Below are 23,895 nucleotides of genomic sequence, written 5' to 3' on the forward strand. Positions count from 1 at the left end.
GAAGGAGAGCACCACCCCGTCCCGGGGTAGGTTCACAGCCATGGCAGGCAGCACGCACACCGTGACCAACCAGCCCCCGCCCTTGGTCCAGTACGACGTCTACAGCTCCGACCGGGCCCTGACGGAGGCCGTCGAACGCCATCTCGACCCTGAGCTGCTGGACGAGGCCCGCTCGGAGCTGGCGGCGCTCGGCCGGTCCTGCGGCTCGGCACAGCTCCAGGAGTGGGGGGCGCTGGCCAACGCGCACCCGCCGCGGCTGCGCACGCACGACCGTTACGGCCGCCGGGTCGACGAGGTCGAGTTCCACCCGTCCTGGCACCGGCTGCTCGGCAAGGGCGTCGCGGCGGGGATGACCGCGGCCTGGGCGCGGCCGGGCGGGCATGTGCGGCGGGCGGCCGCGTTCTTGATGTGGACGCAGGTGGAGGCCGGCAACGGCTGCCCGCTGTCCATGACCCACGCGGCGGTCCCCGCCCTGCGCACGGACCCCGCGCTGGCCGCCGAGTGGGAGCCGCGGCTGACCTCCGTGATCTACGACAGTGAGCTGCGGCCGGCCGGGCAGAAGGCCGGGGCGCTGTTCGGGATGGGCATGACGGAGAAGCAGGGCGGCAGTGACGTCCGCGCCAACACGACGACCGCCACACCGCTCGCCGAGGCCGGGACGTACACGCTGACCGGGCACAAGTGGTTCTGCTCGGCACCGATGTCGGACGGGTTCCTGGTGCTGGCGCAGGCCCCGGACGGCCTCACCTGCTTCCTGGTGCCGCGCGTCCTGGAGGACGGCAGCCGCAACGTGTTCCTCATCCAGCGGCTCAAGGACAAGCTGGGCAACCGTTCGAACGCGTCCGCCGAGGTCGAGTTCGACGGGACGTGGGCCCGCCGGGTCGGCGAGGAGGGCCGCGGGGTGCGCACGATCATCGAGATGGTCGCGGCGACCCGTCTGGACTGTGTGCTGGGTTCCGCGGGACTGATGCGGCAGGCGGTCGTGCAGGCGGTCCACCACTGCACGCACCGCGAGGCGTTCGGCGGGCGGCTCGTCGACAAGCCGCTCATGCGCAACGTCCTGGCGGACCTGGCCGTCGAGTCCGAGGCGGCGACCACCCTCGCGCTGCGCCTGGCGGCGGCCTACGACGAGGGCGGTGATCAGGAGCGGGCGTTGCTGCGGATCGCGGTACCGGCCGCGAAGTACTGGGTGACCAAGCGGTGCGCGCCGGTGACGATCGAGGCGTCGGAGTGCCTGGGCGGCAACGGATACGTGGAGGAGTCCGGTATGCCCCGCCTGGTGCGGGAGTCACCGCTGAACTCCATCTGGGAGGGCGCGGGCAACGTCCAGGCCCTGGATGTGCTGCGGGCCCTGCAACGGGAGCCCACCGCGTTCGACGCCTATCTCCAGGAGGTCGGCCGGGCACGCGGCGCCGACCACCGCCTGGACGCCGCGATCAAGGCGCTCCTGACCGAACTCGCCGACCTGGAGGGCGTCGAGGCGCGAGCCCGCCGCCTCACCGAACGCCTCGCCCTGGTCCTCCAGGGCTCCCTGCTGGTCCGCCACGCCCCACCCGAGGTCGCCGACGCCTTCTGCGCGACCCGGCTGGGCGGCGACGGAGGGGCGGCCTTCGGCACCCTGCCCCACACCCTCGCCGTGACGCCGATCGTGGATCGAGCCGCGGTTCGCCTGCCCGCCTAGGGTCTGTCGTTCGGATCAGGCCGGCTGGGAGGAACTGCAGGCGCCCGGCCACCGGGGTAGGGGGTGGTGCTGCGCCGACACGGCACCACCCCCGCTCATGGCCTGTTCGAGGCCGCGAACGCCGCTCGGGACGGCGTTGCTCAAGTTTCGATGAGGTCAGGGCGGTCCACCAGGGTTGCAAGGGGTTGCAACTCGTGGGTGTCTGTGGGCGGACTGCGTCCTTCCGCGAGCGGCGGGCGGCACTATGAAATTGCACAGTCGTTTCGCGCAGCCGCAACGAGTCGAACCGGAGGACCCTTGGCGCTCTCGCCGACAGACGTGACGCAGCTGGCCGCCGTGGACGCGGGGCGGGCGGCGCGGGTGCTCAGCGAGGTCCGCGCCGCCACGCTCTCCGGGGGGCGCGGGCCCGTGCCCCCGCGACCGGTGATCGAGCAGTCCTGGGAACGCGTGATGCGCAGCGGGCTCGATCCGGACGTCGACGTCCGCTCGGGTCTGCTGTCCCGCGAGGAGGTGCAGCGGCGCCGGGAGACCACCGCCCTGCGGCATGTTCTGCCGGTGCTGCGTGAGGGGCTGCTGTCGGTCGCGGACGTCGCCCACCACATCATGGTCGTCGCCGACCACGAGGCCCGGGTGCTGTGGCGGGAGGGCCACCCCTCCGTGCTGCGCAAGGCCGACAGCCTGGGCTTCGAACTCGGGGCCGACTGGCGGGAGAGCGTCGTCGGCACGAACGGCGTGGGCACTCCGGCTGTGGTGCGCCGCCCCGTGCAGGTGTTCGCCTCCGAGCACTTCCAGCGCTCCCAGACCTCCTGGACCTGCGCCGGCGCGCCGATCACGGATCCACGCGACGGCCGGCTGATCGGCGTGGTGGACGTCAGCGGGCCGCTGGAGACCATGCATCCGGCCACGCTGGCGTGGGTCGACTCGGTGGCCAAGCTCGCCGAGGCCCGGCTGCGCGAGCTGCATCTGACCTCGCTGGAGCGGTTGCGGGCGGTGGCGGCGCCGGTGCTGGCCCGGATCACCGGACGGGCGCTGGTGGTGGACCGGGACGGCTGGACGGCCGCGGTGACCGGGATGCCGTACCAGAACCGTGTCGCGCTGCCCAAGTCCCTGTCGCCGGGGCGGCGGTGGCTGCCGCCGCTGGGTCTGTGCGCGGTGGAGCCGCTGGCGGGCGGCTGGCTGCTGCGGGCGGCCGACGAGCCGGTACCGATCGGGGCCACGCGCATCACGCTGGATCTGACGCAGCCGCGCCGCTGGTCGGTGACCGTGTCCGGCGGCGCGGGCTCCTGGAGCCATGAACTCAGTCCCCGGCACGCCGAGTTGCTCTATCTCCTGGTCCTGCACCGCACCGGCCGCAGCGCCGCGGAGCTGGCCGAGGACATGTTCGGTGACGCGGGCCGCACGGTGACGGTGCGGGCCGAGATGTCCCGTGTACGGCGCTATCTGGGGGCCTTCCTGGAGCACCGCCCGTACCGGTTCCGCGAGGACGCCGAGGTCGGGGTGGCGCTGCCGGACGACCCGCGCGATCTGCTGCCGCACTCGACGGCACCGGCGGTGGTGCGGCGCGCCTCGGCCGGGGCGCCCTCAGCATCCTGAGCGCCCTGAGCGCCCTGAGGGCCCTGAGGGTCCTGAGCGAGAGTGGCATCTTCCGCATATTTGCGGGGTCTTGGTCCGCCAGGGTGCTCCACTGCCGTAGCATCCCCCTACGAGCCACCCCACCTGCTCTTTTGGTCAACACACAGACCTTTGGGGGCAGTTGGCTCGTCTCGGGAGGTTTGATGAAGCACCGCGGCAGACACCGTCGACGCAAGCAGGGGCGCGCGCTTCGCGCGTTCCTGGCCGGAACCGCCCTCGCACTCACCGCAGCGGCCACGATGATCAGCGCCTCACAGGCCACCGTCGGCGACGACCCGGGGGCGCTGCAACCCCTCACCAGGTCGGGCGAGACACGCCCGCTGGGGCTGCGGGAGCAGCTGGTTCCGCAGCCGGCACTGGACGAACTCGCCTCCCGGATGGGCAAGCCGGTCGGGGTACGCGCGGTCCTGGAGAGCGCCGACCGCAGCCTGCGCGCCGGATCCGGCTGTACGGCCGAGGACCGCAAGGCGCTGCCCGTCGCGCCGGCCGCCACGCGCGCTTACTGCTGGGACGCCGCCGACACCGGGTCCTGGCGGGCGGGCGCGGTCACCACCTCGGGTGACGCCGACGACGACGGCTGGTGGAACGACCGGCGGGTGATCCTTGCCGGCTGGAGCCAGGGAGGCGCCGGCCGGGGTCTCGCCCGGGTCGCCTTCGTCGACGCGAACGACATGGATCACCTCCGGTACGCCTCTGCCCTCCTCGTCGTGCCGGTGGACGGGGGGCGGGACTACCGCGCCCTGGGCTCCCGGCTGTCCGGCATGGTCTGGTACCAGGACAAGCTGCTGGTCACCGCCGCGGACGGGCTGTACGTGTACGACATGAACCGCGTCCAGCGCACCACGGTCGACAGCGCTTCGGTGGGCCGGGTCGCGGGCGGCTGGTCGGCCCACGGCGAGCGCTTCGTGCTGCCGGCCGTCGGCTCGTACCGTCTGACCGGCACGGGCGGTGCTCCTCGGCTCGGTACCGTCTCGCTGGACCGCAGTACGGCGCCGGACAGCCTGGTCGCGGGCGAGTGGACCCCGGCGGACAGTGAGCGGCACGCCCGTCTGTGGCGCTACGACTTCAGCAAGGACCCGAAGCGCCCCGGTCTGCTGGCCACCGACGCCACCGGCTTTTCCCCCGTCGTGGAGGCGTACGAGACGGAGGCCTCCGGCGTACGGGGCGTCCTGTCACGCCGGGCCACCGGGGCGGACCGCGCCGACTGGTATCTGGGCCGGGCCCCGGGCACCACGGACCGGCAGGGCAGTCTGTGGCGCCAGGACATTGAGGGCGCCGAGGCGACCCGCTGCGGTTCGCAGGACGCCCCGCGCTGCTGGGGGGCCCAGGTCGGTCCGCTGTCCTACTGGGAGGCGACCGGCGAGGTGTGGTCCCAGTCGGGGCGGATGCTGTTCGCCGTTCCGCTGACGTCGATCGACCGGGCGCTGGGGTAGCCGGGCGGCTGGGCGATGCCTCGCCGAGCCACCCGCGGACGCCGGTCGACAGATCGGCCATTCGGATGATTCGCTGACCGCCATGAGCAGTGTCCCCGTGACCACCTGGTCCCTCGAGCAGACCTCCGCCACCGACGTCCTCCCGGCCGCCGCCCCGGAGGGTGACGTGCGGATCGTCCGGGCCGAGGTGCCCTCGCCCGAGTTCAGTCGGTTCCTGTACGCCTCGGTCGGCGGGGACATCCGGTGGATCGACCGGCTCGGCTGGACGTACGCACGGTGGCGGGAGTACCTGGAGCGGCCCGGCGTGGAGACATGGGTCGCCTACGAGCGCGGGACCCCGGCGGGCTACGTGGAGCTGGACCCCCAGGACGACGGGGTCGTGGAGATCGCCTACTTCGGCTTGATTCCGGCTTTCCGCGGCCGGCGCATCGGCGGTCACCTGCTGGCGTACGGCGCCGCCCGCGCCTGGGACCTCGCGGACCGCTGGCCGGGGGTCGCGCAGACGAAGCGGGTGTGGCTGCACACCTGCAGCAAGGACGGCGAGCACGCCATGGACAACTACCTGCGCCGGGGCTTCAAGCTGTTCGACACCAAGGTGGAGGAGGAGACCGAGGTGGCCACGCCCGGTCCATGGCCGGGTGCCTACCTCGCCTGAGCTGGACGGACAAGGCCCTCAACGGGCCATGTGACCGACACCACTCTTGTCTCACAGCTCGGGACAAAGGTGTCCGCATGGCGGACGAAGCTGGACTGTGTCCAGATCGCCGTGACACGCTTCCGTCATGCCTGGAACTGGAATTGCCTTGGTGAGTCGGCGGCACGTCGACCTCGGCCGCATGTCCAGCGCCATCTGTCCGGCGCGCTGAGCAAGCCAGCTGCGCCCGACCTCCCCTTTTTTTCGCCTCATTCCTGCGCAATGAAGCGCACGTATGCCCATGCGCCCGTACGCGCAGGTCAGAGCCGCTTTCCGCCTGTCCCGAAGGACGTAACAACCATGGCCGCCACCCCGCAGAAGCCTGCCGCCGCGACTCCCCGCCGCAAGGTGAGCCGTCACCGCGGCGAGGGTCAGTGGGCCGCGGGGCACTTCACCCCGCTCAACGGCAACGAACAGTTCAAGAAGGACGATGACGGTCTCAATGTGCGGACACGCATTGAGACGATCTACTCCAAGCGCGGCTTCGACTCCATCGACCCCAACGACCTCCGTGGCCGGATGCGCTGGTGGGGGCTCTACACGCAGCGCCGCCCCGGGATCGACGGCGGCAAGACGGCGATCCTGGAGCCGGAGGAGCTGGACGACGAGTACTTCATGCTGCGGGTGCGGATCGACGGCGGCCGGCTGACCACACGGCAGCTGCGCGTGATCGGCGAGATCTCGCAGGAGTTCGCGCGCGGCACCGCGGACATCACCGACCGGCAGAACGTCCAGTACCACTGGATCCGGATCGAGGACGTGCCCGAGATCTGGGACCGGCTGGAGGCCGTGGGCCTGTCCACCACCGAGGCGTGCGGGGACACGCCGCGTGTCGTCATCGGCTCGCCGGTCGCCGGCATCGCCGAGGACGAGATCGTCGACGGCACCCCCGCGATCGACGAGATCCACCGGCGGTACATCGGCAGCAAGGAGTTCTCCAACCTGCCGCGCAAGTTCAAGACGGCGATCTCCGGGTCCCCGCTGCTCGACGTGGCGCACGAGATCAACGACGTCGCCTTCGTCGGCGTCGACCACCCCGAGCACGGCCCCGGCTTCGACCTGTGGGTCGGCGGCGGCCTGTCCACCAACCCGAAGATCGGCGTCCGGCTCGGCGCCTGGGTACCGCTGGACGAGGTCCCGGACGTGTGGGCGGGCGTGATCGGCATCTTCCGCGACTACGGCTACCGGCGTCTGCGCACCCGCGCCCGCCTGAAGTTCCTGGTCGCCGACTGGGGCGCGGAGAAGTTCCGCCAGGTGCTGCAGGACGAGTACCTCAAGCGCGAGCTGGCCGACGGCCCCGCACCCGCCCAGCCTCTGCAGCGCTGGCGCGACCACGTCGGCGTGCACCGGCAGAACGACGGCCGCTACTACGTCGGCTTCGCCCCGCGTGTCGGCCGTGTCGACGGCACGACCCTGACGAAGATCGCCGACCTGGCGGAGGCACACGGCTCCGGCCGGGTCCGCACCACCGTCGAGCAGAAGATGATCATCCTCGATGTCGAGGAGGACCGGGTCGACTCGCTCGTCGAGTCCCTGGAGGCGCTGGACCTCACCGCGAAGCCCTCCCCCTTCCGGCGCGGCACCATGGCCTGCACCGGCATCGAGTACTGCAAGCTCGCCATCGTCGAGACCAAGGCGCGCGGCTCCTCGCTCATCGACGAGCTGGAGCGCCGCATCCCGGACTTCGACGAGCCGATCACCATCAACCTCAACGGCTGCCCGAACGCCTGCGCCCGTATCCAGGTGGCGGACATCGGTCTCAAGGGCCAGCTGGTCCTGAACGACCAGGGCGAGCAGGTCGAGGGTTACCAGGTGCACCTGGGCGGCGCGCTCGGCCTGGAGGCCGGGTTCGGCCGCAAGGTGCGCGGTCTGAAGGTCACCGCCGACGAACTGCCCGACTACGTCGAGCGCGTCCTGAAGCGGTTCCAGGCCGAGCGCGAGGACGGCGAGCGGTTCGCGACGTGGGCCGCGCGCGCCTCCGAGGAGGCCCTGTCGTGAGCGAGCGGGCCGCCCCCTTCTACTGCCCCTACTGCGGCGACGAGGACCTCCGTCCGAGCGAGGCCCTCGAAGGCAGCCACGGCGCCTGGGAATGCGCTGCCTGCAACCGCGCATTCCAGTTGAAGTTCCTCGGGCTGCTGGCCCGGGGCCTTCAGCCCAACGACGCGGGGGGAGACGCGATATGACGACGACTCGGAAAGAGCGCACGACCGAGGAACTCAAGGCGCTCGCCGAGCAGGCGGGCCGTGACCTGGAGGACGCCTCCGCGCTGGAGATCCTCCAGTGGGCGGCCGACACGTTCGGCAAGCGCTTCTGTGTGACCTCGTCGATGGAGGACGCGGTGGTCGCCCATCTCGCCTCCCGCGCCATGCCCGGCGTCGACGTGGTGTTCCTCGACACCGGCTACCACTTCGAGGAGACCATCGGCACCCGTGACGCGGTCGAGGCCGTGATGGACGTCAACGTCATCACGCTCACCCCGCGTCAGACGGTCGCCGAGCAGGACGCGCAGTACGGCCCGAAGCTGCACGACCGCGACCCGGACCTGTGCTGCAGGCTGCGCAAGGTGGAGCCGCTGGAGCGGGGCCTGAAGGACTACGTGGCCTGGGCGACCGGTCTGCGCCGCGACGAGTCCCCGACCCGGGCGAACACCCCGGTCGTCGGCTGGGACGACAAGCGGCAGAAGGTCAAGGTCTCCCCGATCGCCCGCTGGACCCAGGACGACGTGGACGCGTACGTCGCCGAGCACGGCGTCCTCACCAACCCGCTGCTGATGGACGGCTACGCCTCCGTCGGCTGCGCGCCCTGCACCCGCCGGGTCCTTCAGGGCGAGGACGCACGCGCCGGCCGCTGGGCGGGCCGCGCCAAGACCGAGTGCGGGCTGCACGGATGACGACGACCACCACGACCACTGCGACTCAGGAGAACCAGGTGACGAGCGGAGCCACCGTCTGGCTCACGGGTCTGCCGAGCGCCGGCAAGACCACCATCGCCCACGAGCTGGCCGGCCGGCTCCGCGCCGAGGGCCACCGCGTCGAGGTGCTCGACGGCGACGAGATCCGCGAGTTCATCTCCGCGGGCCTCGGCTTCAGCCGCGAGGACCGGCACACCAACGTGCAGCGCATCGGCTTCCTCGCCGACCTGCTGGCCCGCAACGGCGTCAAGACGCTCGTCCCGGTCATCGCGCCGTACGCCGACAGCCGGGACGCGGTGAGGAAGCGCCACCAGGACAGCGGCACGCCGTACCTGGAGGTGCACGTGGCCACGCCGGTCGAGGTGTGCTCCGTACGGGATGTGAAGGGCCTGTACGCCAAGCAGGCCGCGGGCGAGCTGACCGGGCTGACCGGGGTCGACGACCCCTACGAGGAGCCCGAGTCGCCCGATCTGCGGATCGAGTCCCAGGACCAGACCGTGCAGGAGTCCGCGGCGTCGGTGTACGCCCTGCTCAGCGAAAGGGGTTTGGCATGACGACCACGGTTGCCACGGTCAAGGGGGGCGAGGACGGTACGGACTCCCCGTACGCCCTCTCGCACCTGGACGCGCTGGAGTCCGAGGCGGTGCACATCTTCCGCGAGGTCGCGGGCGAGTTCGAGCGGCCGGTGATCCTGTTCTCCGGCGGCAAGGACTCCATCGTCATGCTGCACCTGGCGCTGAAGGCGTTCGCCCCCGCGGCGGTCCCCTTCTCGCTGCTGCACGTGGACACCGGGCACAACTTCCCCGAGGTCATCGACTACCGGGACCGCACCGTCGCCAAGTACAACCTGCGGCTGCACGTCGCCTCGGTGCAGGACTACATCGACCGCGGGGTGCTCAAGGAGCGCCCGGACGGCACCCGCAACCCGCTGCAGACCGTGCCGCTCACCGAGAAGATCCAGAGCGAGAAGTTCGACGCGGTCTTCGGCGGCGGGCGCCGGGACGAGGAGAAGGCCCGGGCCAAGGAGCGGGTGTTCAGCCTGCGCGACGAGTTCTCGCAGTGGGACCCGCGCCGCCAGCGCCCCGAGCTGTGGAACCTGTACAACGGTCGGCACGCGCCCGGCGAGCACGTCCGGGTGTTCCCGCTGTCCAACTGGACCGAGCTGGACGTCTGGCAGTACATCGCCCGTGAGGGCATCGAGCTGCCGGAGATCTACTTCGCGCACGAGCGCGAGGTCTTCAAGCGGTCCGGGATGTGGCTGACCGCCGGGGAGTGGGGCGGGCCCAAGGACGGCGAGACCGTCGAGAAGCGGCTCGTGCGGTACCGGACGGTGGGCGACATGTCCTGCACCGGGGCCGTCGACTCGGACGCGGTGACGCTGGAGCAGGTCATCACCGAGATCGCCGCATCCCGGCTCACCGAGCGCGGCGCCACCCGCGCCGACGACAAGCTCTCCGAGGCCGCGATGGAAGACCGTAAGCGCGAGGGGTACTTCTAAGCATGAGCACCATCACGACCGAGGAACTCTCGGCCACGACCCTGCTGCGGTTCGCCACCGCGGGCTCCGTCGACGACGGCAAGTCCACCCTCGTCGGCCGGCTGCTGCACGACTCCAAGTCGGTGCTCGCCGACCAGCTGGAGGCCGTGGAGCGCGCCTCGGCCAGCCGCGGCCAGGACGCCCCCGACCTCGCGCTGCTCACCGACGGTCTGCGGGCCGAGCGGGAGCAGGGCATCACGATCGACGTGGCGTACCGTTACTTCGCCACTCCCCGGCGCCGGTTCATCCTCGCCGACACCCCCGGCCACGTGCAGTACACGCGCAACATGGTCACGGGCGCGTCGACGGCCGAGCTGACGGTGATCCTCGTCGACGCCCGCAACGGCGTCGTCGAGCAGACCCGCCGGCACGCCGCCATCGCGGCCCTGCTGCGGGTCCCGCACGTCGTGCTCGCCGTGAACAAGATGGACCTGGTCGACTACCGGGAGTCCGTGTTCGCCGCGATCGCCGAGGAGTTCACCGCGTACGCGCTCGAACTCGGCGTCCCGGAGATCACCGCGATCCCGATCTCGGCGCTGGCCGGCGACAACGTGGTGGACCCGTCCGCGAACATGGACTGGTACGGCGGACCGACCTTCCTGGAGCACCTGGAGACGGTCCCGGTCAGCCACGACCTGAGCCACTGCCACGCGCGCCTCCCCGTGCAGTACGTGATCCGGCCGCAGACCGCCGAGCACCCCGACTACCGGGGCTACGCCGGGCAGATCGCCGCCGGTTCGTTCCGGGTCGGGGAGTCGGTGACCGTGCTCCCGTCGGGCCGCACCTCGAAGATCTCCGGCATCGACCTGCTGGGTGAAGCGGTCGACGTCGCCTGGACCACGCAGTCGGTGACCGTCCTGCTGGAGGACGACATCGACATCTCGCGCGGCGACCTGATCGTGCCGGCCAAGGACGCGCCCGCGACCACGCAGGACATCGAGGCCACGGTCTGCCACGTCGCCGACCAGCCGCTGGTGGTCAACCACCGGGTGCTGCTCAAGCACGGCACCCGCACGGTCAAGGCGATCGTCAAGGACATCCCCTCCCGTCTCACGCTCGACGACCTGTCCCTGCACCCGCACCCCGGACAGCTCGTCGCCAACGACATCGGCCGGGTGAAGATCCGCACCGCCGAGCCGCTGCCCGTCGACTCCTACGCCGACTCCCGCCGCACCGGCTCCTTCATCCTGATCGACCCGAACGACGGCACCACGCTCACCGCGGGCATGGTCGGCGAGTCCTTCGCCTCGCCGGAGCCGGTCAAGGACGAGGCCGAGGACGACGGGTGGGACTTCTGACATGAGGGTCCTGGACCACTACTCCACGTTCGCGAAGGAGGGCGGCCGCGTCGGCAGCGGCGCACTCGGGTGGGGGTCCCCCCGAACGAAGTTCGGAGGAGGGCAGGGCGGAGTGCCGCGATGTGCGCGCTGACCCGCGCGCACCGGATGCGCGCCGCTGCGGACGAACCTGCCGACTCCCCGGCCACGCCCTGGTAAGGGCGTGAGAGCCGGGCCACCGAGAGGAACCCCTCCCGTGCCTGCCACCCCCGCCCTGCGACGGACGCTCGCCGTCCTCGCCGCGTTCCCGCTGCTCGCCCTCGCGGCCTGCGGCTACGGATCGCAGGCGAAGGAGAACACCGAGCAGGCCATCGCCGGGGCACCCAAGGTGGACGGCCTGGACTCGGTGAAGATCGGCTACTTCGGGAACCTCACGCACGCCACCGCTCTGGTCGGCCGGCACGAGGGGCTGTTCCAGAAGGAACTGGGCGGGACGAAGGCGGAGTACTCCACCTTCAACGCCGGGCCCTCGGAGATCGAGGCGCTGAACTCCAAGTCCATCGACATCGGCTGGATCGGCCCCTCCCCCGCCATCAACGGCTACATCAAGTCGGGCGGCCAGAACCTGCGCATCGTCTCCGGCTCGGCCTCCGGTGGTGTGAAGCTGGTCGTCGACCCGGAGAAGATCAAGTCCCTGAAGGACGTCAAGGGCAAGAAGATCGCCACGCCGCAGCTCGGCAACACCCAGGACGTGGCGTTCCTCAACTGGATCTCCGAACAGGGCTGGAAGGTCGATGCGGAGAGCGGCCAGGGTGATGTCTCGGTCGTCCGCACCGACAACAAGATCACCCCGGACGCCTACCGGTCCGGTTCGATCGACGGTGCCTGGGTTCCCGAGCCGACGGCCTCCAAGCTGGTCGCCGAGGGCGCGAAGGTGCTGCTCGACGAGGCCGACCTGTGGCCGGACGAGAAGTTCGTGATCACGAACGTGATCGTGTCGCAGAGCTTCCTGAAGGAGCACCCGAAGGCCGTGGAGGCCGTGCTGCGGGCCTCGGTGAAGACCAACGCGTGGATCCAGGACCACCCGGAGCGGGCGAAGGCCGCGGCGAACGCCCAGCTGAAGGCCGACACCGGCAAGCCGCTGCCGGCCGGTGTCCTCGATCCGGCGTGGCGGTCCATCCAGGTGACCGACGACCCCCTGGCCGGCACGCTCCGCGCCGAGGCCGAGCACGCGGTGAAGGCGGGCCTGCTCCAGAAGCCGGATCTGACCGGCATCTACGACCTGACCCCGCTGAACAGGGTCCTCAAGGCCGAGGGCGAGCCCGAGGTCGACGACGCCGGGCTCGGCGTGACGTCGTGAGCAACGTACTGATCCCGATGAGTTCCAGGAGGTGACGACCATGGCAACCGCCCTCGCCAAGGCCGCCGACACGGGTGTGTCCGTGGAGCACGCCGCGCGCATCGAGCATGTCTCGAAGTCCTTCGCCGGCCCTGCCGGGCAGCAGCTCGTCCTCGACGACATCACGCTCGATGTCGCGCCCGGCGAGTTCGTCACCCTCCTCGGGGCGTCCGGCTGCGGCAAGTCGACCCTGCTGAACCTGGTGGCCGGGCTGGACCGGCCCAGCGCGGGCAGCATCACCACCGACGGCCGTCCGGCGCTGATGTTCCAGGAGCACGCGCTGTTCCCGTGGCTGACCGCGGGCAAGAACATCGAACTCGCCCTCAAGCTCCGGGGCGTGCCCAAGGGCGAGCGGCGCGGCCGGGCCGAGGAGCTGCTCGAACTCGTCCGGCTGAAGGGCGCCTACGGCAAGCGGGTGCACGAGCTGTCCGGCGGTATGCGGCAGCGGGTCGCCCTGGCCCGCGCTCTCGCCCAGGACAGCCGGCTGCTGCTGATGGACGAGCCGTTCGCCGCGCTGGACGCGATCACGCGGGACGTCCTGCACGACGAGCTGACCCGGATCTGGCGCGAGACGCAGCTGTCCGTCCTGTTCGTCACGCACAACGTGCGCGAGGCGGTGCGGCTGGCCCAGCGGGTCGTCCTGCTGTCCTCCCGTCCGGGGCGGATCGCACGCGAGTGGACGGTGGGCATCCCGCAGCCGCGCCGCATCGAGGACGCCGCGGTGGCGGAGTTGTCCAGGGAGATCACCGAAGAACTGCGTGGGGAGATCCGCCGACATGGCCAGCACTGAGACGAGCGCCGCCAAGGACAGCGGCGATCTCGCCGGGCTCGAAGCGGGGCTCGACGCCCTGGAGACGGTCCAGACCGGGCGTACACCGCTGCGGCGGACCCTGACCCAGAAGGTCCTGCCGCCGGTCGTCGCCGTCGCCCTGGTGCTGGCGGTGTGGCAGTTCCTGGTGTCGTCCGGGATCGCCGGCGACCCGACCAAGCTGCCCGCACCGTCCGACGTGTGGGGCGAGCTGCGCGAGTCCTGGCTGCAGGGCACGCTCCACGAGTACGTGTGGACGTCCGTCTCGCGCGGTCTGCTCGGCTTCCTGCTGGCGCTGGCCATCGGTACGCCGCTGGGGTTGCTGGTGTCGCGCGTGCGGTTCGTGCGGGCGGCGATCGGGCCGATCCTGTCCGGTCTGCAGTCGCTGCCGTCGGTCGCGTGGGTGCCGCCGGCCGTGATCTGGCTGGGCCTGAACGACCAGATGATGTTCGCGGTGATCCTGCTGGGCGCGGTGCCCTCGATCGCCAACGGGCTGGTCTCCGGTGTCGACCAGGTGCCCCCGTTGTTCCTGCGGGCGGGCCGCACCCTGGGCGCGACCGGTCTGAAGGGCACCTGGCACATCGTGATGCCGGCCGCGCTGCCCGGCTATCTGGCGGGTCTGAAGCAGGGCTGGGCCTTCTCGTGGCGTTCGCTGATGGCCGCGGAGATCATCGCGTCCTCGCCCGACCTGGGCGTGGGTCTGGGTCAGTTGCTGGAGAACGGCCGCAACACCAGCTCCATGTCCATGGTCTTCTTCGCGATCCTGCTCATCCTGATCGTCGGTATCGCCATCGACCTGCTGATCTTCAGCCCGCTGGAGCGGTGGGTGCTGCGCAGCCGCGGTCTGCTGGCCAGGAGCTGAGTGCCTGTGTTCACCAAGCCGGTCCTTCTCGTCATCGCCCACGGCAGCCGTGACCCACGGCATGCCGCAACGGTGCACGCCCTGGTACGCCGGGTGCGGTCGATGCGCCCGGACGTGCGGGTGGAAACCGGCTTCCTGGACTTCAACATCCCGTCGGTGCAGGGGGTGCTGGAATCGCTGGCCGCGCAGGGCGTGCGGGATGTCGTGGCGCTGCCCCTGCTGCTGACGCGGGCCTTCCACGCGAAGGCCGACATCCCGGCGGTGCTGCGGGACGCGCCGCCGCAGTTGCGGATACGGCAGGCGGAGGTGCTGGGGCCGTCGCCGCTGCTGCTGTCCGCCCTGGAACGCCGGCTGTACGAGGCGGGGCTGACGCCCGCCGACAAGTCCTCGACCGGGGTCGTGCTTGCCTCGGCGGGGTCCACCGACCCGGAGGCGATCGCAGTGATCGCAGAAATCGCGCGGGAGTGGCGGCACACCGGTTGGTGCGCCGTGCGGCCTGCGTTCGCCTCCGCATCTCTGCCCCGGACCGAGGACGCGGTGCGCGCACTGCGGGCGTTGGGCTGCGAGCGTGTCGCCGTCGCCCCGTACGTCCTGGCGCCCGGGTTCCTCCCCGACCGGATCGCCCGCGGCGCGGCGGAGGCGGACGTGTCGGGCGACGTGCTCGGCGCGGCGCCCGAGGTGGCGCGGGTGCTGCTGGAGCGGTACGACGCGGCGGCGGTGCCTGTCTTGACGGCCGTGGGGGCCTGACAGGGCCTCCGGGGCCCAGCCCAGTCGGAGGCGGCGTGCCCGGCGTCGGCGCGGCCCCGCTCCGACGCCGGTGCCGACGGAGCGGAACACCCCGGTCAGCGGGGCCGACACCGACGGTCCTAGGTCGTGTCCGCAAAGTCCCGTCGTCCGCCCGGAGGGCGGGCCCCGCGGCGTATGGTGCGTGCTCTCGGCGTGCCGGGCGGAAGCCCTCGTACTGGTTGTACGTGGGCTTTCGCCCGGTGCGGCGAGAGTGCGTGCCAGGCGTCGCGGGGCAGGCGGGACTTTGCGGACACGACCTAGGGACCCCTGCAGAGCCCCGAGACCCCGCCGAACGGCAGAGGTCGGGGTTGGGCGGGGCGCGTCGCGGTCCGACCGCTCCGGCTCCGGGACCGAGGCCAGTCGACATCCCGTCGGCGGAGCCCGTGGGGGGCGCATGCCGGCGGCGCCTGATCAGCCGGTGCCGGTCACACGGTGGGAGCCGGGGACGGCCGTCTCCTCCGCCAGCCGCACCACCTCCGCCACCGGCATCGAGCCCGCGGGCCGCCGTTCACGGGCGAAGGTGTTGGCGAGGCGCTGGAGGAGGTCGTTCAGCGGCGTCGGTACACCGTGCAGGCGGCCCAGGAGGGTGATCTCGCCGTTGAGGTAGTCGGCCTCGATGGTGCCGGTGCCTCGGGCGAGGGACTGCCAAGAGGAACCCCCGCCGCGCGAGGCGCCGTCGAGGGGGACCAGGGTGACCTTGTCGCCGCGTGCCGCCCCCTGTTCCCCGGCGTCCACATAGGCGATCCCGGCGGCGTCGAGCACGGCAGCACCCTCGGCCCGCACGCGCCGCAGCAGAGCCGCGGCCTCCTCGCTGTCGACGGGACCGGTCACCGCCTCCAGCGCGTTGCCGAGGTTGCCCAGCAGCTTGGCGTACTGCCAGCGGGCCACGTCCGGCACGACCGGTGCCTCGAAGTGCGACTTCTCCAGGTCGGCGGCGATGAGACGGGCGGTCTCGTCGGTGCCGTGCGGGTGGCGGCCGAGGTGCAGGATGCCGGTCAGGGGGCTGCCGGCCGCGGAGACGACGCCGGGTTCGACATATGTCGACGGCAGCCAGACGCAGACGCCGTACACCCGCCGGAACAGCCGCAGCGCGAGGCGCTGGCTCTCGACGCCGTTCTGCGCGCACACCAGCGGCAGCCGCTCGGCGGCCGTACCCCCGCCCGCGACCGGGACCGGCCCCCAGGTCTGCAGCGCGGCCACGCTGTCCTGGGTCTTCACCGCGAGGACGAGGACGTCGTCGGGGCGCAGTTCCCCGAGTGCGGACGGACCGTCGACGACCGGGAGCCGGTGGGTCAGCTCGCCCTCCGGCACCCTGAGCCGCAGCCCGCGGTCCCGCAGCGCCTCGAAGTGCGCGCCCCGCGCGACCAGAACCACCTCGTGTCCCGAACCCGCGAGCCGTCCCCCGATGACGCCGCCGACCGCTCCCGCCCCGATGATGATGTAGCGCATACGGAGAGCTTCGCACAGCCGTACGGCGCATCGGTCACGCTTCCCCGGCGTCGAAGGCGGGGTCGAAGGGCGTCCCCTGGTGGAAGTACATCCGCCACCCGTCGTCGGTCCGCAGCCACAGTGAACTGCGGTGCGCGTGCACGCCGTCGTACTCCGTGTCGAAGGTCAGATGGACGATGTCCGGGGCCAGCCGGACGCCCTGGATCTCGGAGGTGACGACGTATCGGTCCGTGGGATCGGACGGCTCGGTGTCCACCGGCAGACGGGCCAGGGTCGACGCCCGGTCCCAACGCCGCCCGGACGAACCGAACTCGTGGAAGTCGGGGTGCAGCAGCGACCCGAGCAGTTCGGCCGAGCCTCGGACTCGGGGGTCGAGCAGGCTGAGCTCGCCCTCGATGGCTGCCCGCACGGCGGCACCATGGTCACTCACGTGTCATCTCCACGAGTTTCACGACGGTGTTCCAGTTGCGGCTGGTGGCGATCAATCCCTTGTTGAGCCGGGGCCGCGACAGGATTTCCGCGAGCTTGGAGCGGCCGAGGCCGTTAGGGGCGTACAGGTACAGCGCTCGGTCGCCGAGACGGAACTCCTCCGGGAGGTGGGCACTCCGGTCGATCTCCGCGAAGCGGTCGGCGTCGACCGGAGCCGAGAAGTAGGTGACATGGAGCTGCTTCGGCTCCAACTCGGCTGCCGGGAAGGGGCAGTCGTCGGCGATCGCCTTGAGGTAGGCGTGGTCGCGCACGATCACGTCCACCGCGAAGCCGAAGTGCTTCTCGATCGCCGACGCGAGTTCCGCGGCCAGTGACTCCTCGTCGCCGTGGTCGGAGGTGAACACCGCCTGGCCGCTCTGGAGGTAGGTGCGTACGCCGTCGTGGCCGAGGCCGGTCAGCAGGGCGCGCAGGTCGGCCATCGGCACTTTCCTGCTGCCGCCCACGTTGATTCCGCGCAGCAGCGCCGCATACGTCGTCGTCATCCGGCCACCTTAGGACGGCCCTGTGACAACCCTCGTCCTCCTCCCTGATCTTCGCCCCCGACATGGCCGGATAGATGTAAGGGACCCTCATCCTCCCCAGTGACGAGAAGCCGCGCACCGAGGGGATGAGTTCCGGCCGCCGTACTTCACCGGGCAGCACGACGAGATGGCTTTATCTGCCCCATACCTTCGAACAGAAGGAGGCGGCAGGGGGCCGCCACCGCAACCAAGGGGGCAAGCCCGTCATGGGGAACGGAGACAAGCGAGTGCGGGGCCTCGCCGCCCGCGCCGGGGGCTGGAGCGCCCGCCATCGATGGGCTGCCGTCGGCATCTGGGTGCTGTTCGTCGCCCTGGCGATGGGGCTCGGTTCGGCGGCCGGCCGGGTCGACGTCAAGAACAGCGACCAGCTCAAGGGTGAGACGCACACCGCAGCCAAAATCATCGAGGACGCGGGGATCGAGGAGCCCGCCGGTGAGACCGTCCTGATCCAGGCGAAGGACGGCGGTCCCAAGGCCACGGACGCCGAGTTCCGGGCGGCGGTCACCGCGGTCGTGAAGGCGGTCGAGGGCACCGGCGAGGTCACGGACGTGACGTCGCCGTACGACACACGGACGATCTCCAAGGACGGCCGCAGCGCGCTGGTGCAGTTCGACATGCGCGGCGAGTCGGACACCGCGGGCGAGCGTGTGGAGCCCGTGCTGAAGGCCGTCGAGGACGTCCAGAAGGACCACGAGTCGCTGCGGATCGAGGAGATCGGCGGCGCGAGCATGATGAAGACGTTCGACGACGCGTTCGGGGACGACTTCCAGAAGGCCGAGTACTCCGCGGTGCCGGTGGCCCTCGGCATTCTGCTCATCGCCTTCGGCGCGGTGGTGGCGGCCCTGCTGCCGGTGCTGCTGGCGATCACCGCGATCATGGCGACGATGGGCCTGATGGGTGTCGTCAGCCATGTGATGCCGATGAGCGACACCGCGAACTCGGTGATGCTCCTGGTCGGCCTGGCCGTCGGCGTCGACTACTGCCTGTTCTACCTGCGCCGCGAGCGTGAGGAGCGCGAGGCCGGCCGGGACGCGCAGACCGCCCTCCGGGTCGCCGCCGCCACCAGCGGCCGCGCGATCATCGTCTCCGGCGTCACCGTGTGCGTGGCGATGGCGGGCATGCTGTTCACCGGTCTCGCCGAGTTCGAGGCGATGGGCCTGGCCTCGCTGATGGTCGTGGCGGTCGCCATGGTCGGCTCGGTGACCGTGCTGCCGGCGCTGCTGTCGCTGCTGGGCGAGCGGGTCGAGAAGGGCAAGATCCCCTACCTGCACCCGGAGAGCAAGCTCCGCCGCAAGCGCGGGCGCGGCACCCGCGAGAGCCGGTTCTGGACGGCCGTGCTGAAGGGTGTGCTCGCCAAGCCCGTCATCTCGGTCGTCGTCGCCGCCGGTGCGCTGCTCGCCATCACGGCTCCCGCGCTCGGCATGAAGACACAGCAGCTCACCCTGGACCAGGAGTTCGGCGACTCGCTGCCCATCGTCCAGACGTACAACCGGCTCAACGAGGCCTTCCCGGGCGGTTCCGAACCGGCCGAGGTCGTCGTCAAGGCGAACGACATCAACGCCCCCGAGGTGAAGTCCGCGCTCGCCGACTTCCGTGAGCGGGCGATCACTTCGGGTGCCTCGCGCGGCCCGGTGGAGATCAAGCTGCACGACGACAAGAACATCGCCTTCGTGTACGTCCCGCTGGTGGGCGGCTCCGACCTGGACAAGGCGGGCGAGAGCCTGGAGAAGCTGCGCGACGAGGTGCGGCCGGCCACACTCGGCAAGGTCGCCGGCGTCGAGTCGCCGATCACCGGGCAGGTCGCCGGTTCGAAGGACTTCAACGACCAGGTGGCCGGAGCGGTCGTCCCGGTCTTCGCGTTCGTCGTGGTCTTCGCCTTCGGGCTGATGCTGCTGTCGTTCCGCTCGCTGACCATCGCCGTCACGTCGATCGTGCTGAACCTGCTGTCGGTGGGCGCCGCTTACGGCATCCTCGTCGCCGTCTTCCAGCACGGCTGGGGTGCGTCCCTGGTGGGCGCGGAGGGCGTCGGCGCCATCATCACGTGGCTGCCGCTGTTCCTCTTCGTGATCCTGTTCGGCCTGTCGATGGACTACCACGTGTTCGTGGTCTCGCGGATCCGCGAGGCGCGTCTGCGGGGCCGCAGCACGAAGGACGCGATCCAGCACGGTGTGGTCACCACGGCCGGTGTCGTCACCAGCGCGGCGGTCATCATGGTCGCCGTGTTCGCGATCTTCGGCACCCTGTCCATGCAGTCCATGAAGCAGATGGGCGTCGGCCTGGCGGCCGCGGTCCTCATCGACGCGACGATCATCCGGGGTGTACTGCTCCCGGCGGTCATGGCGCTGCTGGGCGAGCGCAACTGGTATCTGCCGAAGTGGCTGAACCGCCTGCCGGACCTGACGCACGACGAGGCGCCGGAGGCCGTGACGCGGGAGGCGACTCGGGAAGGTGAGGGCGAGCGGGTGCACGCCTGATCCCACCCGCCCGCAGAGGGGCCCGTCGACTGCGGGAGTCGACGGGCCCCTTCCGTCCGGCACCGCTTCGGCCGCACCGCGCCGGCTGCTACCAGACGTCCTCGTCGTCCCTCCCGTAGAGGTTCTCCAGGCCGCCGACGCACTTCTCGGCGACGGTTCCCGCGAACCGCGCGCACGTCCACGCCTCCACGCTGTGGGCTCCACCGGCGGGCGGGAACTCGTCGGGGGCGTAGAAGTGCGGCAGGCCGTCACGGAAACCCCCGGCGTCCAGCGGCGGGTGTGCGTCGGTGTGGGCGCAGCGCTCGGGGCGGGGAGCGGCGGCGGCCGTACGCATGATCGCGAGGATGTCGCGGGCGACGGCGTAGGGCGGGGCCGGGTAGGAGATGGTCATGGCCTGGTGGACCGTCAGCAGCAGGACGGCCCGCTCACGAACCTGCCGAACCGTTTCGAGGCCCTGGCAGAGGTCCCCGGACCGCCCCAGCCGGTCGTACCGGCGTGCCGCCCACAGACCCAACTCGTCGGCGTACCGCTCGTTCCAGCTCACGTTCCTGAGCCGCTCGGTGATCTTCTGGATGTCCACAAGGCCGTCCGCGCGGAGATACTCGGCGTCGAGGTGGGAGGTGTCGCGCGGGCTGAAGAGTCTGTCGCGGCCCGCGCGGAGTTCGGTCAGCGTCTGCCGGGCGACCTCCGCCATGAACGCGGGGCACACCAACTGCTCCAGTGGGGCGCCGTCGCCGTAGTGGCCGGGGTTGCGTTCGTACAGGCGGCGTCCGGCGGGACTGCTGAGGACGATCCCGAGTTCGGCGGCGTTCGTGCTGTGGTCGCTCAGCTTCGGGTGCTGTGCGTGGTCGCAGGTCGCTCCGGCGAGGTCCGGCAGCACCTTCTCCACGCCGCTGATGAGGCGGTCGAGCACGGACCTGTCCTGGATCATGCCGGAGACGGCGTGCCAGCTCACGGCCCTGACGACCTGGAGGCGTCCGGGACGCTCCGCGGGCTGCGCGTGGTAGAGGTTCCCGCCCTGCGAGGCGATCTCCTCGGCGACGTCCGTCCCCGCCTTGGGGTACAGCTCCAGCAACGCCTCCAGCGCCTCGATGTCCTCGCGGTCCTGCAGGGACAGCCGGGGTGGGACGTCGTCGACCTCACCCGGACGCAGGATGTCGAGGGCGATCCGCGCGAACCCGGCCACATTGCGCGGACAGCGCCACGTCTCGCGGGTGTGGTCCTGCTCGTCCCACTCGGCGCGCTCGTCGGCGATGCGCGGCAGCAGGTCGGGCAGTGCGGCGTCGGCGTGGTGGCCCTCGTGGGACTCGTACGGGTGGCTGTCGTGGTCACAGGTGCGGACACGCTGCGCGGCGTCCGCGGCCCGCAGCGCCGCCTCGGCCTGCGCCCGGGAGTCCACGCCCGACCGGTTCGTATAGGGGGCCATCATCGTCAGCCCCAGGACCCACACGTACGCGTCCCCGGCGCCGGGATCGGCGGCGAGCCGGGCGGCGCAGTCGAGGACCGTCCGGTCGTGTTCCCCGTCGGGGGCCCAGAAGTCGTACTCGTCCTGGATCTCCTCCCAGGACTGCACCAGGTCGTGGAGGGGTGTGCCATTGGTTTCCGTCACGATCTTGCCGACGCCCGGCAGGACCGGGAGGTTCCCCGCCCGTTCGCGGTCGCCGCTTGGCAGGCGAGCCGCCTCGACCACGCCACGCAGGCGCGTGGCCGAGGGCGGCGGAGCGGGACGGCGGCGCCTCAAGGGTGCGCCCGTGCGCCGCGTACGGCGGCCAGTTCGGCTTCGATCAGGTCGGCGGCCCGCCTGGTGCCGCCCTCCTTGGCCATCTCGGCGCGGATGTCCTCCAGGCGGCGGGCGACGTCGGGGTCGGCGACGAGGGCGAGGGCCGTCTCGCGCAGGATCTCGGCGGTGGCCTCCTCCGCCGGGATGTGGCGGGCGACACCGAGCGCCTGGAGCATGTCGGCGTTGCCGAACTGGTCCACGGCCTGCGGTACGGCGATCATCGGGGTGCCCGTGGCCAGACCCTCCTGGCTGCCGCCGGCGCCGGCGTGGGTGACGAACAGGTCGGCCTGCTTCAGGATCGCCAGCTGCGGTACCCAGGAGCGCACTTCGACGTCGGCCGGTACGTCCCCCAGGTCGGCCGGGTCCACGTGCCGGCCGACCTGGAGCACCAGGTGCCAGCCCGGCAGGTCTGCGAACGCCTTCACGCACTCCCGGTAGAACGCCGGCTGCTTGGTGAAGGCCGAGCCGAGGGAGACGAGCACGACCTTCTCGGCGCCCGCCGGACGCTGCCAGCTCCCCTCGGCGGTGCGGTCGGCCTGGCAGGCACCGACGAAGGTGTGCACGGCCTCGTCCACACGGTCGGCGTTCGGCTGGAGGGCCTTGGGGATGAGGACGACCGAGCGGGACGGGCGGCCGACGAACGGATCCGGGTGCTCGCTGATCCCGTTCGACTCCAGCCAGGACCGGAACCGCTGGTAGTAGGCCTGGCCGCGTTCGGTCTTCCTCGGCTCCTGCCACATCGGTTCGGAGACCTCCTGCTCGTAGCCCTCCCAGGCGACCATGCAGGGCGAGAGCGAGATGGCGGGCACGCCCCAGCGATGGGCGAGGACGCGTGCTCCATAGGCCGCGATGTCGTACAGCACGAGGTCGGGCTCGTCGCCCTCGTACGCCTCGACGAGCTGCTCCAGCGCCTGGACCGCGTCGTCGAGGAACGGCTCCACATGATCCAGAAGCGTCTCGCCCCAGGCCTCGGGGTCGGCGTCCGGGCCGGGCAGCGTGGAGTTCCAGAGCTTCGGCTCGGCACCGGACTCGGCGACCTTCTCGGCGAAGACCGGCGGGATCGCGTACGTGACCCGGTGGCCGCGCGCCACGAGCTCGCGGATCACCTCAAGGCTCGGGTTCACGTGGCCGTGGGCGGCGATGGAGAACATGGCTATGTGAGCGGCACTGGTCATGATGCCCACCCTAGGCGAGACGATACGTCTCGTGCAACTTGTTTCCGGGTGCCAGCACCCCGTACAGCCTCAGCCACGCCTCCGGCGGTACCTCACCCACCAGGACCCCCGTGTCCAGACGCGCCGCGCGGAACGCCGCCTCGACCCGTCGCCTCGGGTGGACCCGGCGCAGCGACGCGTGCAGGGAGCCGCCGACGCCCGAGAAGCCGACCTCGACCAGCCGCCCCCAGTCCGCGTACGCGCCGGCGTCGAGCAGCGGGGTGCGGCGGCGCTCGATCCGTACGATCCCGGCGTCCACACGCGGTACGGGCCGGAAGCTGCGCCGGGCCGACCCGGCCCACCAGGCGCCAGTCGTAGCGGGGCCAGGTGCGGATCGTCAGCCGGGTCCAACTGCCGTAGTCACCGGTGCGCTTGCGGGCGTACTCGATCTGGGTGAGCAGCGTGGCGTGGGTGAGGGCGGGCGCCCGCAGGCACCAGTCGACGATGGCGGCGGTGCGGGAGAAGGGCACGTTGCCGGCGACGGAGAACGGCGTGCGCGGGGCCCGTGCGGTGAGGAAGTCGGCGCCGACGACCCGGACCCGGGGGGTGTCCGCGAAGCGCGTGCGCAGTGCGGCGACGAGCCGTGGGTCGATCTCGTAGGCGTGGAGGCGGCGGCAGCGCGGGGCCAGCAGATCGGTCAACGCGCCTTTGCCCGCGCCGACTTCGAGCAGCAGAGGAGTCTCGCGTCCGTGCGGTACGGCGAGCCGGGCGAGTTGCCCGGCGGCGGCGCGGTCGGCGAGGAAGTTCTGGGAGAGCGCGCGGGATGCGCGGGTGGGGCGGGCCATGGCCTGCGGTCCTTGTCTTCCGTGGAGAGGGAAAGGGCGAACAGAGGCCCTGACCGGAAGACAGGAGGAAGCGGGAAACAGCGGGACCCGCGTGGAACAGGTGCTCAGCGGCGGGGGCGGCTCTCCGGGCCGGTCAGGGCGACGGGGCCACGGCGCATCGTAC

General features: G+C 71.4%; 20 protein-coding genes and 2 pseudogenes. 16 read left to right on the plus strand and 6 right to left on the minus strand.

Annotated elements, in window-relative coordinates; all coding sequences use genetic code 11:
• Positions 1-40 precede the first annotated feature (40 nt).
• The 15 genes from ACWCPI_RS00385 to ACWCPI_RS00455 all read left to right on the plus strand — a co-directional run bounded on the left by ACWCPI_RS00385 (position 41) and on the right by ACWCPI_RS00455 (position 14,981).
• A complete protein-coding gene (locus ACWCPI_RS00385) occupies positions 41-1,681 on the plus strand; it encodes an acyl-CoA dehydrogenase family protein (protein ID WP_451035970.1) in 1,641 nt (546 codons plus the stop codon).
• Between the two features lie 297 nt (positions 1,682-1,978).
• Positions 1,979-3,274, plus strand: coding sequence for a GAF domain-containing protein (locus ACWCPI_RS00390; RefSeq protein WP_451035971.1), 1,296 nt, complete (start codon positions 1,979-1,981; stop codon positions 3,272-3,274).
• A 182-nt stretch (positions 3,275-3,456) separates the two neighbouring features.
• A complete protein-coding gene (locus tag ACWCPI_RS00395; RefSeq protein ID WP_451035972.1) occupies positions 3,457-4,746 on the plus strand; it encodes a hypothetical protein in 1,290 nt (429 codons plus the stop codon).
• A gap of 82 nt (positions 4,747-4,828) precedes the next feature.
• Entirely contained in the window at positions 4,829-5,401 is a 573-nt protein-coding gene (locus ACWCPI_RS00400; RefSeq protein WP_451035973.1) for a GNAT family N-acetyltransferase, read from the plus strand.
• 127 nt (positions 5,402-5,528) lie between these two features.
• The gene (locus ACWCPI_RS00405) at positions 5,529-5,612 is read left to right on the plus strand and encodes a putative leader peptide (RefSeq protein ID WP_310887545.1); all 84 of its coding nucleotides are present in this window, start codon (positions 5,529-5,531) and stop codon (positions 5,610-5,612) included.
• Positions 5,613-5,740: 128 nt separating this feature from the next.
• Positions 5,741-7,438, plus strand: a complete 1,698-nt coding sequence (locus tag ACWCPI_RS00410) for a nitrite/sulfite reductase (RefSeq protein ID WP_451035974.1) — start codon at positions 5,741-5,743, stop codon at positions 7,436-7,438.
• The gene (locus tag ACWCPI_RS00415) at positions 7,435-7,623 is read left to right on the plus strand and encodes a hypothetical protein (RefSeq protein WP_451035975.1); all 189 of its coding nucleotides are present in this window, start codon (positions 7,435-7,437) and stop codon (positions 7,621-7,623) included. Before ACWCPI_RS00410 ends, ACWCPI_RS00415 begins: the two co-directional genes overlap by 4 nt.
• Positions 7,620-8,330 (plus strand): phosphoadenylyl-sulfate reductase, encoded by a 711-nt coding sequence (locus tag ACWCPI_RS00420; RefSeq protein WP_451035976.1) that lies wholly within the window; start codon positions 7,620-7,622, stop codon positions 8,328-8,330. The genes ACWCPI_RS00415 and ACWCPI_RS00420 overlap by 4 nt, the downstream gene beginning before the upstream one ends.
• A complete protein-coding gene (gene cysC, locus ACWCPI_RS00425; protein ID WP_451035977.1) occupies positions 8,327-8,905 on the plus strand; it encodes an adenylyl-sulfate kinase in 579 nt (192 codons plus the stop codon). Before ACWCPI_RS00420 ends, cysC begins: the two co-directional genes overlap by 4 nt.
• Entirely contained in the window at positions 8,902-9,849 is a 948-nt protein-coding gene (gene cysD / locus ACWCPI_RS00430; protein WP_451035978.1) for a sulfate adenylyltransferase subunit CysD, read from the plus strand. Before cysC ends, cysD begins: the two co-directional genes overlap by 4 nt.
• Positions 9,850-9,851: 2 nt before the next feature.
• Positions 9,852-11,186, plus strand: a complete 1,335-nt coding sequence (locus ACWCPI_RS00435) for a sulfate adenylyltransferase subunit 1 (RefSeq protein WP_451035979.1) — start codon at positions 9,852-9,854, stop codon at positions 11,184-11,186.
• Positions 11,187-11,421: 235 nt separating this feature from the next.
• Positions 11,422-12,525, plus strand: a complete 1,104-nt coding sequence (locus ACWCPI_RS00440; protein ID WP_451035980.1) for an aliphatic sulfonate ABC transporter substrate-binding protein — start codon at positions 11,422-11,424, stop codon at positions 12,523-12,525.
• Between the two features lie 40 nt (positions 12,526-12,565).
• Positions 12,566-13,354, plus strand: a complete 789-nt coding sequence (locus tag ACWCPI_RS00445; RefSeq protein WP_451035981.1) for an ABC transporter ATP-binding protein — start codon at positions 12,566-12,568, stop codon at positions 13,352-13,354.
• Positions 13,341-14,234 carry an ABC transporter permease gene (locus ACWCPI_RS00450; protein WP_451035982.1) on the plus strand — a complete coding sequence of 298 codons (894 nt, stop codon included), beginning with the start codon at positions 13,341-13,343 and terminating at the stop codon, positions 14,232-14,234. The genes ACWCPI_RS00445 and ACWCPI_RS00450 overlap by 14 nt, the downstream gene beginning before the upstream one ends.
• Positions 14,235-14,240: 6 nt before the next feature.
• Positions 14,241-14,981, plus strand: coding sequence for a sirohydrochlorin chelatase (locus ACWCPI_RS00455; protein WP_451035983.1), 741 nt, complete (start codon positions 14,241-14,243; stop codon positions 14,979-14,981).
• 450 nt (positions 14,982-15,431) lie between these two features.
• On the opposite strand, the gene ACWCPI_RS00460 is transcribed toward ACWCPI_RS00455, so the two are convergent.
• Genes ACWCPI_RS00460 through ACWCPI_RS00470 form a run of 3 tightly spaced genes read right to left on the minus strand, consistent with a single transcriptional unit; the run spans position 15,432 to position 17,440 of the window.
• A complete protein-coding gene (locus ACWCPI_RS00460; RefSeq protein ID WP_451035984.1) occupies positions 15,432-16,469 on the minus strand; it encodes a ketopantoate reductase family protein in 1,038 nt (345 codons plus the stop codon).
• A 34-nt stretch (positions 16,470-16,503) separates the two neighbouring features.
• Entirely contained in the window at positions 16,504-16,899 is a 396-nt protein-coding gene (locus tag ACWCPI_RS00465; RefSeq protein ID WP_451035985.1) for a nuclear transport factor 2 family protein, read from the minus strand.
• Positions 16,892-17,440 carry a DUF1697 domain-containing protein gene (locus ACWCPI_RS00470; protein ID WP_451035986.1) on the minus strand — a complete coding sequence of 183 codons (549 nt, stop codon included), beginning with the start codon at positions 17,438-17,440 and terminating at the stop codon, positions 16,892-16,894. Before ACWCPI_RS00470 ends, ACWCPI_RS00465 begins: the two co-directional genes overlap by 8 nt.
• Before the next feature lie 245 nt (positions 17,441-17,685).
• Here ACWCPI_RS00470 and ACWCPI_RS00475 point away from each other — a divergent pair, with 245 nt between their 5' ends.
• Positions 17,686-19,953 (plus strand): MMPL family transporter, encoded by a 2,268-nt coding sequence (locus tag ACWCPI_RS00475; protein ID WP_451035987.1) that lies wholly within the window; start codon positions 17,686-17,688, stop codon positions 19,951-19,953.
• Positions 19,954-20,041: 88 nt separating this feature from the next.
• Here ACWCPI_RS00475 and ACWCPI_RS00480 read toward each other — a convergent pair whose 3' ends face one another.
• The 3 genes and pseudogenes from ACWCPI_RS00480 to erm form a co-directional block, all read right to left on the minus strand.
• Complete coding sequence (locus tag ACWCPI_RS00480) at positions 20,042-21,643, minus strand: hypothetical protein (protein WP_451035988.1); 1,602 nt, start codon at positions 21,641-21,643, stop codon at positions 20,042-20,044.
• A gap of 47 nt (positions 21,644-21,690) precedes the next feature.
• A pseudogene (gene mgt / locus ACWCPI_RS00485) lies at positions 21,691-22,963 on the minus strand (macrolide-inactivating glycosyltransferase).
• Between the two features lie 6 nt (positions 22,964-22,969).
• A pseudogene (gene erm / locus ACWCPI_RS00490) lies at positions 22,970-23,732 on the minus strand (ErmE/ErmH/ErmO/ErmR family 23S rRNA (adenine(2058)-N(6))-methyltransferase); the annotation flags it as partial.
• Between the last annotated feature and the right edge of the window lie 163 nt (positions 23,733-23,895).

Source organism: Streptomyces sp. NPDC001920 (genome assembly GCF_053594495.1).

Excerpts from the sequence above, each read along its gene's own strand:
- ACWCPI_RS00385 (WP_451035970.1), top strand. The coding sequence starts at position 41 with ATGGCAGGCAGCACGCACACCGTGACCAACCAGCCCCCGCCCTTGGTC.
- ACWCPI_RS00395 (WP_451035972.1), top strand. The coding sequence starts at position 3,457 with ATGAAGCACCGCGGCAGACACCGTCGACGCAAGCAGGGGCGCGCGCTT.
- ACWCPI_RS00400 (WP_451035973.1), top strand. The coding sequence starts at position 4,829 with ATGAGCAGTGTCCCCGTGACCACCTGGTCCCTCGAGCAGACCTCCGCC.
- ACWCPI_RS00405 (WP_310887545.1), top strand. The coding sequence starts at position 5,529 with ATGCCTGGAACTGGAATTGCCTTGGTGAGTCGGCGGCACGTCGACCTC.
- ACWCPI_RS00410 (WP_451035974.1), top strand. The coding sequence starts at position 5,741 with ATGGCCGCCACCCCGCAGAAGCCTGCCGCCGCGACTCCCCGCCGCAAG.
- ACWCPI_RS00420 (WP_451035976.1), top strand. The coding sequence starts at position 7,620 with ATGACGACGACTCGGAAAGAGCGCACGACCGAGGAACTCAAGGCGCTC.
- cysC (WP_451035977.1), top strand. The coding sequence starts at position 8,327 with ATGACGACGACCACCACGACCACTGCGACTCAGGAGAACCAGGTGACG.
- cysD (WP_451035978.1), top strand. The coding sequence starts at position 8,902 with ATGACGACCACGGTTGCCACGGTCAAGGGGGGCGAGGACGGTACGGAC.
- ACWCPI_RS00435 (WP_451035979.1), top strand. The coding sequence starts at position 9,852 with ATGAGCACCATCACGACCGAGGAACTCTCGGCCACGACCCTGCTGCGG.
- ACWCPI_RS00445 (WP_451035981.1), top strand. The coding sequence starts at position 12,566 with ATGGCAACCGCCCTCGCCAAGGCCGCCGACACGGGTGTGTCCGTGGAG.
- ACWCPI_RS00450 (WP_451035982.1), top strand. The coding sequence starts at position 13,341 with ATGGCCAGCACTGAGACGAGCGCCGCCAAGGACAGCGGCGATCTCGCC.
- ACWCPI_RS00460 (WP_451035984.1), bottom strand. The coding sequence starts at position 16,469 with ATGCGCTACATCATCATCGGGGCGGGAGCGGTCGGCGGCGTCATCGGG.
- ACWCPI_RS00470 (WP_451035986.1), bottom strand. The coding sequence starts at position 17,440 with ATGACGACGACGTATGCGGCGCTGCTGCGCGGAATCAACGTGGGCGGC.
- ACWCPI_RS00475 (WP_451035987.1), top strand. The coding sequence starts at position 17,686 with ATGGGGAACGGAGACAAGCGAGTGCGGGGCCTCGCCGCCCGCGCCGGG.